Genomic DNA, 13,391 nt, shown 5'->3' on the forward strand with positions numbered 1-13,391 from the left:
TTTGACGACGGAACTGTGACAGTTATTCGTCGTCCAATCCGCTGCCCGTGGGTACCGTGTCCATCGCATTGAGAACTTCCGCCACCAGCGGACGGGTTATCCGTGTTGCGCGCGCGAGCGCCAGCCGATCGATCCGCTCCACAATCGTCTGCGCGGTATCGAGCGAACGCTCCATTCTATTGACGATGTAGCCTATGAGTTTGTCGTCCATATAAAGCTGCCGGTCAGCGAAAAGTTTCACCAGCACCTGCGCCAGCAGCGCCTCGTCCGGCTCGCCGGTCTCCACCACCGTCACGGCCTTGAGGCGCGAACGCAGATCCGGCAGCGTCACCGGCCATGCGGCCGGCCATTGCCGGCTGGTCATCAGGAGCGTGGTGCCGTGCTGGCGCACGCTGTTGATGACATGGAAAAGTTCCGTATCGTCGAAACCGCGCCGATCGGCGTCCTCGAAAAGAACCGGTCCCGTTTCAGCCGCGCGCGCGGCATCCGCACCGGCCTTCGGGTGAATATCGCGGGCGTCGCTAATATTTTTCCAGATATTGGCGAGATGCGATTTCCCCGAACCCGGCGGCCCGGCCAGCACGACGACGGGCGAGCGCCAGTTCGGCCATTCGTCGATGAGGCTGACGGCAGCCGAAAGCGAGGCGGAAACGAGGAGATCCTCCCGGCCGGAAGCGGACTGGTGCGAGAATGCGAGCGGCAGCTGCTCGGCCTTCGACCGGGCGTTGTCGGTTTTGATTTGGTCAGTCATCGTCAGCTCTGAGAGTCAACCTTGCCGGAGGACGTTCCCCTTCTTCCAGGGCAGGATTTGTGTCCCAGGGAAGGTTGGCGGCGTGCCCGTGATAGAGATCGCTTTCAAGATACCGCGACAAGGCGAAGCGGACAAGCACGCCGACCGCCGCGGCAGCCGGCACCGCGACCAGAAGCCCGACGAAACCGAAAAGCGCACCGAAGGCGAAGAGGGCGAACATCAGCCACACCGGATGCAGGCCGACGCTTTTGCCGACAAGCTTCGGCTGCAGGATGTTGCCTTCGATGAACTGGCCGGAAAAGAACACGACGAGTGTCAGGAAGACATAGATATAGTCCGGCCAGAACTGCACGATGGCGACACCGACCGCAAGGATGAGGCCGACCATCGAACCAATATAGGGAATGAAGCTGATGAGGCCGGAGAAAAGGCCGATCAGCAGGCCGAAATTCAGGCCCACCAACGACAGGCCGACGGCGTAATAAACCCCGAGAATGATGCAGAGCGACCCCTGCCCGCGCACGAAACCGGCGATCGTCTTATCCATGTCGCGGGCGATCTGGCGGACGGTGTGCACGTAGTCGCGCGGGATCCAGCTATCGACCTTGTCGATCATCCGGTCCCAGTCGAGCAGCAGGTAGAAGGCGACGACGGGCGTGACCACCAGAAGCGACATGACATCGACGAGCGATTTTCCGGAATTCCAGATCTGCGTCAAAAGCGTGCCGATGAAACCGGCGCCTTCGGTCAGAAGCTTGGAGAAATTCTCCTTCACCGCGTCGATCTGGCTGCTCACCCAGTCCGGCAGGAGGTTGGTATCGGCGCCGGCGATCAGCTGCTGCAACGAGGAGACATATTGCGGGATGCGCGTGATGAATTCCGATGCCTGGGCGACGATCAGCGGAATGATGATGATGAGCGACAGTGCAAAGATCAGCACGAAGGAAACGAGGATGACGACGGTCGCCATCAACCGGCTCAAGCCCCGCCGTTCCAGCCAGTCGGCCACCGGATCGAGGAAATAGGCAAGCGCCATGCCCGCCACGAAAGGCAGGAGAATGGAGCTGAAGACCATCAGGAACAGGACAAAGACGGCAAGCACGCCGATCCAGAAAAACACCTGCCGGCGCAGGCTCGTGCCGCTCACATGGGGTTGCATCCGTTCATCCTTCTGTCGCCGTGCCGTCATCGCCCATCATGGAGATAGGATGCGCGGATGCATATGGTCAAGGCCGACGCTGTTGCCCTGCATGCCTGCAAAGAGCGCCCACTGGCCGCCGGGTCCTTCGCGCAAACCCCGCATGCTGGTAAAATCGCCCATTTCCAGCCAACCCGCCGCAACGGCAGGTTGACCCGCGACAAATATTAGATAACGATCAAATATCGCCGGGCGGGCCAGCAGCGCTCTTCATGCCCGGTGGCCGGAGGCACGATGCAGAGCACCAGTGAAAATGGCATCGCGGAATATAATGCGGGTCTCTTCGATAACCCCGAAGTGGCCGCATGGTATGACAACCAGCAGCTTTACCCCGCCGAACGCATCATTCTTGAAGACTTCCGCCATGCCTATGCCGGCAAGCGGCTGCTGGACCTCGGGGTCGGCACCGGCCGGACGACAAAACCGCTTCTGCCGCTGGTGGGCGAATATATCGGCATCGACCTTTCGCAGCCCATGCTTTCGCTTGCGCGGCGCAATTTTCCCGAGGCCACCTTTCTTGACATGGATGTGCGGGCGATCGGCCAGTTCGGGGCGGAGCGCTTCGATTGCGTGCTCGGCGCACTCGCCATCCTGAGCGCCTTCGACCATGAGGACCGGCTTGCCATCATTCGTGCCGTCCGCAGCATCCTGTCACCAGACGGGTACTTCATCTTCTCGTTTCATAACCGGCAGTGGAAGCGGGCCGGCGGCATGCCGCTGCATCGACGCTCCTGGCATCCGCGTGAGGTGGTGAATTCGCTGCATCCGCAAAGCTGGATCAATTATCTGCGGCTGCAATCCGCCACGCGGCAAACACCGGAATATGCCATTCTCGCGGATCAGGCGCACCGCTGGAGCGGCCTGTTTTATTTCATCGACCTTGCCGCCCAGACCCGCCAGCTGCAGGATGCGGGCCTTGAGGTGGTTGCCCGTTACGGCGAGAACGGACGGCGGATCGAGGAAAGTTCCGATACGTCCAATGACGGCCTGCTTAATCTCGTCTGTCGCGCCGCGCCGCAGTCATCCTGAGCCCCCGATACGGCAAGCCCCGCCAAAGCCGTTAAAAACCGGAGCTTTTGCCACTCAAACCCTTGCATCAGGCCCCGTCCCGTGCGAATGGCGACGCCAAAGGAACCAGCGGAGACGAGAGCCATGAGCCAGTCGGGCAAGAACGGTCTTACCTATAGTGATGCGGGTGTGGATATCGACGCCGGCAACCTGATGGTCGAAAAGATCAAACCGGCGGTGCGCTCCACGCGGCGTCCCGGCGCGGACGGCGAAATTGGCGGCTTCGGCGGCCTGTTCGATCTGAAGGCGGCAGGTTTCACCGATCCGGTTCTGGTGGCTGCCAATGACGGCGTCGGCACCAAGCTGAAGATCGCCATCGACGCGGACTATCACGACACTGTCGGCATCGACCTCGTCGCCATGTGCGTCAACGATCTCGTCGTTCAGGGCGCAGAACCGCTGTTCTTCCTCGATTATTTCGCCACCGGCAAGCTTGACCCGGATCAGGGTGCGGCGATTGTTTCCGGCATCGCCGCCGGCTGCCGCGAATCCGGCTGTGCACTGATCGGCGGTGAAACCGCCGAAATGCCCGGCATGTATTCCGATGGCGACTACGATCTCGCAGGCTTTGCCGTGGGTGCTGCCGAACGCGGCCAGCTTCTGCCGGCCGGCGATATTTCCGAAGGCGACGTCATTCTCGGCCTCTCCTCCTCCGGCGTTCACTCCAACGGCTTTTCGCTGGTGCGCAAGATCGTATCGACCTCCGGCCTTGGCTGGGACGCCCCGGCCCCCTTCGCCAATGGCAAGAAGCTCGGCGAAGCCCTGCTGACGCCGACCCGCATCTATGTGAAGCCGCTTCTGAAGGCGATCCGCGAGACCGGCGCGCTGAAGGCGCTGGCGCATATTACCGGCGGCGGTTTCCCGGAGAATATTCCGCGCGTTCTGCCGAAGCACCTCGCCGCCGAAATCGATCTTGCCGCGATCGAGGTTCCGGCCGTCTTCTCCTGGCTTGCCAAGACCGGTGGCGTCGAAGCGAAGGAAATGCTGCGCACCTTCAATTGTGGCGTTGGCATGATCGTCGTTGTTTCGGCTGAGAACGCCCAGAAGGTTACAGAGGTTCTGACGGCGGAAGGCGAAACCGTCTTCCCGCTCGGCCGCATGGTTGCGCGGCAAGAGGGTGAACACGGCACGATCTACAAGGGCACCCTCGGCCTATGATGCGCGCCGCCTTCTCGTCCGGCCGCAAGCGCGTCGTCGTTTTCATCTCCGGCAGCGGCTCCAACATGGTGTCGCTGGCCAAGGCCTGCCAGGCGACGGATTTTCCGGCGGAAATCGTCTGCGTGATTTCGGACAAGGCCTCTGCGGGCGGGCTGGAAAAGGCCCGCGCTCTCGGCATTCCGACGCTGGTCTTCGAGCGTAAAACCTATGCCAGCAAGGCCGAACATGAAGGCGCCATTCTGGCCGCACTTGGCGAGATCGCGCCCGATATCATCTGCCTTGCCGGTTACATGCGGTTGATTTCGGGGGAATTCATTGCGCCCTATGAAGGCCGGATCATCAATATCCACCCTTCCCTGCTGCCGCTCTTTCCCGGTTTGCACACCCATCAGCGCGCCATCGACAGCGGCATGAAGATTTCCGGCTGCACTGTGCATTTCGTTACCGAAGGCATGGATGAAGGCCCGACCATCGCGCAGGGTGCCGTCCCGGTGCTTTCCGGGGACACCGCCGATACGCTTGCAGCGCGCATCCTGACCGTCGAGCACCAGCTTTACCCGCTCACGTTGAAGCGGCTGGCGGAAGGCAAGGTACGGATGGAAGGCGGCAAAGCTGTCTCCACGGACAATGACAGTAAATCAGAGTATTCAATCCTGATTTCCGCTTTCTGATAAATAAATTTCTAAAGTACAAAAATAAATCAGAAGTGGTATTTTTCGGAAAAATAAACCGATCATTTACCATAATCACTCTTAATGCCCGCAACGGCCCCTATTTCAGGCCCTCCGGTCATTCAGGAGTGATCATGCCATTTTCGAGATTCTCACTGCCGCTTTCGGCTCTTCTGCTGATGGGCGCCAGCCTGCCGGTCATGGCCGAACAAGGCGGCGTTACAGCCTCGCTGGATGCGGGTGTTCTCAATCTCCGTGCTACGGAGACCGTTCATCTGGGCGGACGCAAGGTGAGTGAACTCGAATGGGAAACCAAAAACGCCGTGGCGTTGCGCGGCTCGCTCGGGCTTGAGCTGGCGCCTGGCTGGCGCGTCAAGGCGGAAGGCCGCGTCGGCTTCGAAGGCGACGGCTACATGACCGATTATGACTGGATATGGCCTTTTTCCAGAGATAGCTCCAAAGAGAATTGGAGCCATCGCTCCCAGCATGACGATACGCGGCTCGACCATTATTTTTCGGGAAGCCTCGAACTCAATCGCATGTTGCTGGAAGATCCCCAGCAATATCTCAGCGCCGGCGTCGGCTTCCGTTATACGGATGTGCAATGGTCTGCCTATGGCGGCAAGGGCGTCTACAGCCTTTTCTCGCCAAGGGACCTGAGCGTAAGATTCAATGATGACGTCAAAGGCATCACCTACCGTCAGCAAATCCCGGTTTTCTACGGCAACCTGACGGGCGGCCAGAGGTTCGGCAACTGGTCGCTGAATGCCGGCGTCGAAGGCGGCGCGATGGTCTATGGCAAGGCAACGGACGACCATCACCTGCGCGACATGCGCTTCACCGACAAATTCGATGTTGCCGGCATGTTCGGGGTAAAGGCAGGCATTGCCTATGACCTGACCGAGAATGCCTCGATCTATCTCGACGGCGCCTATGACTATACCAGCCTGGGGCGCGGCGACACCCATTACAGCGGCGCAGGTGCGGGAAATCTCGCGTCAGAGAAAAATGCCGGCGGTGGTGACCTGCAGTCGATTTTCGTGGGAATGGGCGTCAAAGGACGGTTTTGACTAAAGGGCCGAGCACCAAAGAAGAGTGAGTTTCGCTCCCCTTGGCCAATAACACGGTCCTCGCACCCCATGACAAGGAGCTTGCCGTAGTTGCCAAGCTGAAGAACGTATCCTTCGTTTAGGGTTTTCTCAAAACCGCACGGTTCAACATTGCCCATTGCAGCAGAATGATCGTCTTGGAATCGGTGATTTCGCCTGATGCGATCATGGCGAAGGCCTCGTCGAGGCCATAGGTCAGAACCTCCAGATCCTCGCCTTCGCTCTCCAGCCCGCCGCCGCTGCCGGCCTGCACGTCGAGATCGATGCGCGCGACGAAGAGACTGACCTTTTCCGTCAGCGTGCCGGGGCTGGCATACATGTCGAAGAGATATTCGACCTTTTCGACCGCATAACCGGATTCCTCCATTGCCTCGCGGCGAATGGCATCGGCGGCATCGTCCTCATCGAGCAGCCCGGCCGGCACCTCGATCATGAAGCTCGGATCGCCGTTCACGAAAGCGGCGGGACGGAACTGGCGCACCATCACCACGCTGTCGCGTTTCACGTCATAAAGAAGAATGGCGGCAGCGACGCCATGGTCGTGCACTTCCCGCACGATGCGCATTGTCCTGCCATCCGGCATGCGCTGGTCGAAAATGAGCTTCTGCATGTGCACGAAGCCCTTCCAGACCGTTTCCTTTTCCACCAGCCGGATTCTGCCGGCATCCATGTCGGCCGAAAGGTTTTTCGCCTGCGTCTGTGTCACCGGATATGTCCTTGCCTGTCGTGGGATTGTTTCAGACTGCCTGTGTTGCGGTGCAATATCAAGCCTCGCCGGCCTCGTCGTTTCGGCGGAGCCACACCTTGTTGTCGTGAAACGCCGCGCCGCCATAGGGGGCGACGGCATCGGCACCGGTCAGAACATTGATGCCCTCGCCGTCCAGATGCGCCTTGTTCGGCCACAGGCCCTCGGCAATCAGCACGCCGGGCCTTGCCCCCTCCACGATCTTCGCATGGAGGCGCACTTCGCCGCGTTCATTGCCGATACGGACGATGTCGCCATCGGCGATACCCTGATCGGCGGCATCCTCGGGACAGACCATCAACTCCGGACGGCCTTCTTTCTGCACGGAAGTCTTGGTTTCCGCGAAGGTGGAGTTCAGGAAATTGCGCGCCGGTGATGTCGCCAGCCGGAAGGGATGGTCCGCATCCGCAACCTCGATGACGTCGACCTGATCCGGGAATTTCGGAAACTCGGAGACAGGCCCCATGACACCGATATTCTTCGGCGGCTTGTTCGGAGAAGGTCCGGTTGCCCAGTCGGGGCTGAAACGGAATTTTCCATCGCCATAACCAAAGCCCTCGAGATAATGCGCCACCTCGAAAGGCGGCTGCGCGTCGATCCACTTCTCTTCGGCCAAACTGTCGAAATCGCCCCAGCCGCTGACTTTCAGCATACGGTTGACATGCTCGCGGGCAGAAAGGCCGAAGCCCGGCATGTGGTCTATACCGAGGCGCTTTGCCAGTTCCTCGATGACGAAGAGGTTGGTGCGCACCGTCTCCGGCGGCTCCACCAGTTTCGGGCCGAGCAGAATATGGTTCTGGCCGCCGGCGCGGTAAATGTCGTCATGTTCGAGGAACATGGTGGCCGGCAGCACGATATCGGCCACATCGGCCGTCTCAGTCATGAACTGCTCGTGCACGGCCACGAAAAGATCGTCGCGCAGGAAACCCTGTTTCACCAGCCGCTGTTCGGGCGCGACATTGACGGGATTGGTGTTCTGGATCAGCAGCGCCGTCACCGGGCCGCCATGGCGCAGCGCCTCCGCGTCCCCCGTCAGCACGCGGCCGATCTGCGACTGGTCGAGCTGGCGCACTTCGGGGTCAGCATAGGCCGTGCCCATCAGCTCCGCCTTGTTGAGCCGGAAGATCTCACCATTATTGTGGAACGCGCCGCCACCCTCATATTGCCAGGAGCCGAGAACCGTGGCGATGGAAAGCGCCGCATGCATGGCGACCGCGCCATTGCGCTGACGGGCAAAACCGTAACCCAGCCGGAAGAAGGTCTTTTTCGTCGTGCCGACGAGTCGCGCGAAAGCCTCGATCTCCTCCACCGAAAGACCGGTGATTTCGGATGCCCATTGCGGCGTCTTCGACTTCAGATGCGCTTCGAGCCCCGCCGGATCGTCGGCGAAACGCGCCATGTAATCGCGGTCGGCGTAACCGTCGCGGAAGGCGATATGCATGACGGCGCAGGCCAGTGCGGCATCCGTTCCGGGCCGGACGACGAGGCGCATATCCGCCTGTTTCATGGTTGGATTGTCGTAGATATCGACAACGACGATCTTCGCGCCGCGTTCCTTGCGGGCCTTGACCGCATGAGTCATGACGTTGACCTGGGTGGCCACCGCATTGGTGCCCCAGATGACGACGACATCGGCCTTGCCGATCTCGCGCGGATCGGGGCCGCGCAAGGCGCCCGTACCCATCACATAACCGGTCCAGGCCATGTTGGTGCAGATCGAGCCAAAGAAGCCGGAATATTTCTTGGCATGGCGCAGCCGCTCGATGGAATCGCGCTGCACCTGCCCCATCGTGCCAGCGTAAAAATAGGGCCAGATGGCCTCGGCACCATGCCGGGCTTCCGCCTTGACGAAAGCGTTGGCCACCTCGTCCAGCGCCGCTTCCCAGGAAATCTCCTGCCAGTCACCGGCACCTTTTGCGCCCTTGCGGCGCTTCGGCGTCAGCAGACGACCGGGATGGTAGATGCGCTCGGAATAACGCGCCACCTTGGCGCAGATCACGCCGGCGGTATATGTATTGGCATTGGCGCCGCGCACACGGCCGATGCGGCCATCGGCATTGATGTCGACCTCCAGCGCGCAGGCGCTCGGACAGTCATGCGGGCAAACCGTGTGTCCGATACGGACTTCGGCCTTGGCGGTGGCTTTTTCAGCGGAAATCGGGGTCGCAACGTTCATGTCTTTTGTATATTGCATCAACGATGCGGCAAAAAGGCCGAAGTGACGTCCATCAAGAATATTCATCCTGACCATTCATCCCGATACACGGCAAGCGAGACATATCCATGAACTACCGCCACATCTACCACGCCGGCAATTTCGCGGATGTCCTCAAACATGCCGTTCTCGCCCGCCTCGTGCGTTATCTCCAGAACAAAGACAAGGCCTTTCGTGTGCTGGACACCCATGCCGGCATCGGGCTTTACGACCTCACGTCGGAAGAGGCGCAGAAAACAGGCGAATGGCAGACCGGCATCGGCAAGCTGATGGAGGACGATCTGCCCGCGCCCATCGCCGAATTGCTGGAACCTTATCTTGCCGCCGTGAAGGAACTCAATCCGGAAGGCGGTGTAAAATTCTATCCCGGTTCGCCGAAACTCGCCCGCATGCTGTTTCGCCCGCAGGACCGGCTTTCGGCCATGGAACTGCACCCAGATGACAGCCGCGCGCTGGCACGGCTGTTCGAGGGCGACTATCAGGTGCGCGTCACCGAACTGGATGGCTGGCTGTCGCTCGGCGCGCATCTGCCGCCCAAGGAAAAGCGCGGCCTCGTCCTCGTCGATCCGCCCTTCGAGCTGGAAAACGAATATCAGCGGCTGGCCGATGGCCTGAACAAGGCCTATCGGCGTTTTTCCACCGGCACCTATTGCCTGTGGTATCCGTTGAAGAAGGGCGCGCCGATCAAGGATTTCCACGAGCGGCTGCAATCCTTCGAGATTCCGAAGATGCTGTGCGCGGAACTTTCCGTCAGAAGCGACCGGCTGGATGGCCTGAGCGGCTCCGGCCTCATCATCGTCAACCCGCCCTATACGCTGAAGGACGAGCTGCATGTGCTGCTGCCCTATCTCAAGACGGCGCTGGCGCAGGACAGGTTCGCCTCGCAACGCGCCTTCTGGCTGCGTGGCGAGGACAAGCCGGAAGAGAATTGAAGGGCTATCTCAGCCCTTCCCTTTTCTGCGCCGCTGCAAGCTGTGATCGTTCGAAAAACAGGATCACGAACAGCGCCATGATGAAGGGGATGATGAGGTAGAACAGGCGGAAGACCAGGAGTGCCGCGATTACATCCGCGGGGTTCATATCCGGCAGGCCGGTGACGAAGACCAGTTCCAGCACACCGAGCCCGCCGGGCGCATGCGAGATGAGCGCGGCGGAAAAAGACACCAGAAATATGCCGAGAATGACCATGTAACCGGGATTTCCGGCCTCCGGCAGGGCGAAATAGATGATGCCAGCTGCGCCGATCAGCTCGATCGGGCCAATGACGAGCTGTTGCGCCACCAGTTTCGGCGCGGGGTAAGGCAGCACGAAGGAGCCGATTTTCAGGGGCTTCAGCCTGAGCAGGCTGCCGAGAACATAAAGGCTGACGACGAGGAGCAGCAGAACGCCGGTAGTGGTCGAGGCTTCAACGGGCAGGATGCCGGTGAACCGTTCGGTGATGTCAGGCTCATATAACAGTACCAGACCGATGAGCATGATGGTGCCGATGAGGAAGGTGAAGGAGCAGAGGCCGACAAGGACGCCCACTTCCGCCACACTCAATCCTTTGGACGTATAGGCCCGGTATCGCACCACGGCGCCCGAGAATACGGATGCCCCGACATTGTGGGACAGCGCATAGGTGGTGAAAGAGGTGAGCGTGATGAAGAACCAGTTCACCTTGCGGCCAAGATGTTGCAGCGCGATGCGGTCGTAACCGGCAAGCGCGGCGTAGGCCAGCAGGGTTGCAAGGCCGGAACACAGCCAGTCCCGCACGCGAATGGCTTTCAGACTGTCCCAGAGATCATCGAGCGACAGGCCACGCAGTTCGTGAAAAAGCAGCCAGGCGGAAAAACCGATCGTCGCGAAACCAACGACGGGCCAGATGTATTTTTTGAATTTCATGCGGTCATGCCGCCTATTTCCCCCAACATCGCCCCAGCCCTGTTTCCGTCTTTCGCGGAAGATTCGTTCGACTCTATTCGTTATGCGGCGAAGCTTTCAACCTTTTTGCCCGTTTGCCTCGTTCACAAATTTATGTAAGACCGGATCGTCGCCCAAGTGCGATATGAGGTGGTCCACTTTCCGGGGAACGTGCACGGAATGAAACGTTATGCGGGTTTCATCGCCTTGGGTCTTCTGTCGCTTGCAGCGCTTTGGTTCGCGCAGGAAAAACCCGCCCCGAGCCGCCCCTCGAATGACTGGACCATGTATCCGCCGACAGCGCCGGCCGGAAGCCCTCCGTCGGACAATGCCCGGCGCGATGAGGGCGGCAGATCAGTCCCACGCGGTGCCGGCTTTGATTTTTACGTACTGTCCCTGTCCTGGTCGCCGGCCTTCTGCGCCAGCTCCGAAGGTTCCGGCAATCGCCAGCAATGTGGCAGCGACAGGCGTTACGGTTTCGTCGTGCACGGGCTCTGGCCACAGAACGAGAACGGCTATCCCGAATTCTGTCGAAGCAGCGAGCCGGACCGGGTTCCGGACGCCATCGGTCGCAGCCTGTTCGATATCATGCCGTCGATGGGCCTGATCGGCCACCAGTGGCGCAAACACGGTTCCTGCTCCGGCCTGTCGCAGAAGGATTATTTCGCGGCGACACGGGCCGCCTTCGAGGCGATCAGGCTGCCCGGAACGATCGCCTCGGGTGCCGGTGCCACCACCCTTTCCGCCGAAGCCATCGAAACCGCCTTCACCGATGCCAATCCCGGCCTGTCGAAACGCGGTGTTTCGATCAGCTGCGATGGCAGGCGCCTTGAGGAAGTACGCATCTGCCTCAACAGGGACCTGACATTTCGCGATTGCCCTGAACTGGATCGCAAGGGTTGCCGCGCCAGCGCGACCGAGATCATACCCATACGCTGATTACCCCATATCAACCCCATAGGACCCGACCATGGAACTGCTTTATTCGCCCGCCTCCCCCTATTCCGCCAAGGTGCGCATGGCTGCCCGTCATCTCGGCATCGATGTCACCTCCGTGCGCGTCGACACCAATGCCGAGCCTGCAACGCTGATGGACAATAATCCGCTCGGTAAAATCCCGGTCCTGCTGCTGGACGAAGGCGGCTCGGTCTATGACAGCGTGACAATCATGCATTATCTCGACCGTCTTTCGGGCGGCAAGCTCTACCCAAAGAAGAACGGCAAGCGCACCGAAGCGGAAATTCTGGAAGCTCTATGCGACGGCATCATGGATTGCCTGCTGGCCATCGTTTACGAGCGGCGTTTCCGCCCGGAAGACAAGATCCACCAGCCGTGGATCGACAAGCAGTGGAAAAAGGTGGTGAAGGGTCTCGACCATCTCAACGCCAACCTGCCGAAAACCGGCAAGAAGCTCAATGGCGGCCATTTCGCCCTTGCCGCGATGATCGGTTATCTCGACCTGCGTTTCGCCGGTGAGTGGGCCGAGGGACGCGAGGCGCTGGCAGGCTGGCCGGAAACCTTCAGCAAGCGTTCGATGCCTATGCGGAAATGAAGGCCGCCGCCTGACCATATATCGGAGTGATGCCCGGCCTGATCGCCGGGCATCGCTCCGGCCGCATACCACAAAACAAAAAAGCCGGGGCGAAAACCCCGGCTTTTCTTTAACCGATCCGCGAAGGATCAGAACTTGACGCCGATACCGGCCTTGACGGAATGATCGTCGTAACCACGCGAGAACGCGCCGGAGTCAAGGCTGTAGTCCTTCTTCTGGTAGTCGCTGTAGCGATATTCCAGACGAGCGGTGATGTTGTCGGTCACCATGGCTTCAACACCGGCACCAACGGTGTAACCGAGGGCGGTGGCGCTGTCCTTGGAGGTCGCGTCACGGACCTTGTTGTCGGAGACAGCAAGACCGGCCGTACCATAAAGCAGGAACGGATTCATGTCGTAACCGACGCGGCCACGCAGCGAGCCGTTGACGCCCTGCTTGCCTTCGACGGCGTTGCCGGCAACCGTACCGGCGGAGCCCTTCTCGTCGCCCAGGTTCACGTCTGCTTCAGCACCGTAAACGATCTGGCCGCTCTGCATGTTGTAACCACCGTAGAGGCCGCCACCGAAGCCCTTGGCGTCACGACCGTCATTGCTGGAGCTGAAACGGCCCCAGTCATAATTGACCGTACCACCGAGGTAGGCGCCGGACCAATCCTTGACCGGTGCGGGCTGGTCGTAGGATACCGGTGCCTGCGGCACTTCATTTACGGCGTCAGCGGCGTGCGCAGCCGAAAAGCCGGCGGCTGCCATGGTCGAAGCCATAAGGGTTGCTACGAAAATACGCATGCTATTCTCCTTTCAGGACCGCTCTGTACTCAAAACATCGTTTTCAGACGCGGCATAATTCGTCGGGTTAATCGCCCCTCTGGAAACCGAATTTGATGGGAGAATGCGGAGATCAAAGAGCCAAAATGTGAATTGTTTGGGGCAGAGACGTGACTAGAATTAGACGTTGCCTAATTGCCACAAGGGTTTTATTAACCCTAACAGAAGCCTAACCAGCAATAGATCGCTTTTAAACTT

General features: G+C 60.0%; 13 protein-coding genes and 1 pseudogene. 8 read left to right on the forward strand and 6 right to left on the reverse strand.

Going from position 1 to position 13,391, the window contains the following annotated elements:
• Positions 1-22: 22 nt before the first annotated feature.
• Both hdaA and QD336_RS15700 read right to left on the reverse strand, forming a co-directional pair.
• Positions 23-751 carry a DnaA regulatory inactivator HdaA gene (gene hdaA, locus QD336_RS15695; RefSeq protein ID WP_269343977.1) on the reverse strand — a complete coding sequence of 243 codons (729 nt, stop codon included), beginning with the start codon at positions 749-751 and terminating at the stop codon, positions 23-25.
• Positions 744-1,910, reverse strand: coding sequence for an AI-2E family transporter (locus QD336_RS15700; protein ID WP_499171307.1), 1,167 nt, complete (start codon positions 1,908-1,910; stop codon positions 744-746). The genes hdaA and QD336_RS15700 overlap by 8 nt, the downstream gene beginning before the upstream one ends.
• Before the next feature lie 57 nt (positions 1,911-1,967).
• Here QD336_RS15700 and QD336_RS15705 point away from each other — a divergent pair, with 57 nt between their 5' ends.
• The 5 genes from QD336_RS15705 to QD336_RS15725 all read left to right on the forward strand — a co-directional run bounded on the left by QD336_RS15705 (position 1,968) and on the right by QD336_RS15725 (position 5,916).
• A complete protein-coding gene (locus QD336_RS15705; RefSeq protein WP_499171308.1) occupies positions 1,968-2,120 on the forward strand; it encodes a hypothetical protein in 153 nt (50 codons plus the stop codon).
• A 63-nt stretch (positions 2,121-2,183) separates the two neighbouring features.
• Positions 2,184-2,978, forward strand: a complete 795-nt coding sequence (locus tag QD336_RS15710; RefSeq protein ID WP_499171309.1) for a class I SAM-dependent DNA methyltransferase — start codon at positions 2,184-2,186, stop codon at positions 2,976-2,978.
• 123 nt (positions 2,979-3,101) lie between these two features.
• Positions 3,102-4,175: a phosphoribosylformylglycinamidine cyclo-ligase gene (gene purM, locus QD336_RS15715; RefSeq protein WP_499171310.1), complete on the forward strand. Its 1,074-nt coding sequence runs from the start codon at positions 3,102-3,104 to the stop codon at positions 4,173-4,175.
• Positions 4,172-4,846: a phosphoribosylglycinamide formyltransferase gene (purN, locus tag QD336_RS15720; RefSeq protein ID WP_499171311.1), complete on the forward strand. Its 675-nt coding sequence runs from the start codon at positions 4,172-4,174 to the stop codon at positions 4,844-4,846. The genes purM and purN overlap by 4 nt, the downstream gene beginning before the upstream one ends.
• A gap of 134 nt (positions 4,847-4,980) precedes the next feature.
• Entirely contained in the window at positions 4,981-5,916 is a 936-nt protein-coding gene (locus QD336_RS15725; protein WP_269343988.1) for an omptin family outer membrane protease, read from the forward strand.
• Between the two features lie 118 nt (positions 5,917-6,034).
• Here QD336_RS15725 and QD336_RS15730 read toward each other — a convergent pair whose 3' ends face one another.
• Positions 6,035-6,661, reverse strand: coding sequence for an NUDIX domain-containing protein (locus QD336_RS15730; RefSeq protein WP_499171312.1), 627 nt, complete (start codon positions 6,659-6,661; stop codon positions 6,035-6,037).
• 58 nt (positions 6,662-6,719) lie between these two features.
• Complete coding sequence (locus QD336_RS15735; RefSeq protein ID WP_499171313.1) at positions 6,720-8,942, reverse strand: molybdopterin-containing oxidoreductase family protein; 2,223 nt, start codon at positions 8,940-8,942, stop codon at positions 6,720-6,722.
• Positions 8,943-8,983: 41 nt separating this feature from the next.
• Between QD336_RS15735 and QD336_RS15740 the strand changes: the two genes are divergently transcribed.
• Complete coding sequence (locus tag QD336_RS15740) at positions 8,984-9,847, forward strand: 23S rRNA (adenine(2030)-N(6))-methyltransferase RlmJ (RefSeq protein WP_269343991.1); 864 nt, start codon at positions 8,984-8,986, stop codon at positions 9,845-9,847.
• A gap of 4 nt (positions 9,848-9,851) precedes the next feature.
• On the opposite strand, the gene QD336_RS15745 is transcribed toward QD336_RS15740, so the two are convergent.
• On the reverse strand, positions 9,852-10,799 hold the full coding sequence (locus tag QD336_RS15745; protein WP_269343993.1) for a lysylphosphatidylglycerol synthase domain-containing protein: 948 nt from the start codon (positions 10,797-10,799) through the stop codon (positions 9,852-9,854).
• A 198-nt stretch (positions 10,800-10,997) separates the two neighbouring features.
• Here QD336_RS15745 and QD336_RS15750 point away from each other — a divergent pair, with 198 nt between their 5' ends.
• Both QD336_RS15750 and QD336_RS15755 read left to right on the forward strand, forming a co-directional pair.
• Complete coding sequence (locus QD336_RS15750; RefSeq protein ID WP_499171314.1) at positions 10,998-11,756, forward strand: ribonuclease T2 family protein; 759 nt, start codon at positions 10,998-11,000, stop codon at positions 11,754-11,756.
• Between the two features lie 31 nt (positions 11,757-11,787).
• Positions 11,788-12,383: pseudogene (locus QD336_RS15755) on the forward strand (glutathione S-transferase).
• Positions 12,384-12,497: 114 nt separating this feature from the next.
• Here QD336_RS15755 and QD336_RS15760 read toward each other — a convergent pair.
• Positions 12,498-13,154: an outer membrane protein gene (locus QD336_RS15760; protein WP_269343998.1), complete on the reverse strand. Its 657-nt coding sequence runs from the start codon at positions 13,152-13,154 to the stop codon at positions 12,498-12,500.
• Positions 13,155-13,391 lie beyond the last annotated feature (237 nt).

It is taken from the genome of Rhizobium sp. BR 250 (assembly GCF_047445855.1).
Lineage (GTDB): Bacteria > Pseudomonadota > Alphaproteobacteria > Rhizobiales > Rhizobiaceae > Agrobacterium > Agrobacterium tumefaciens_I.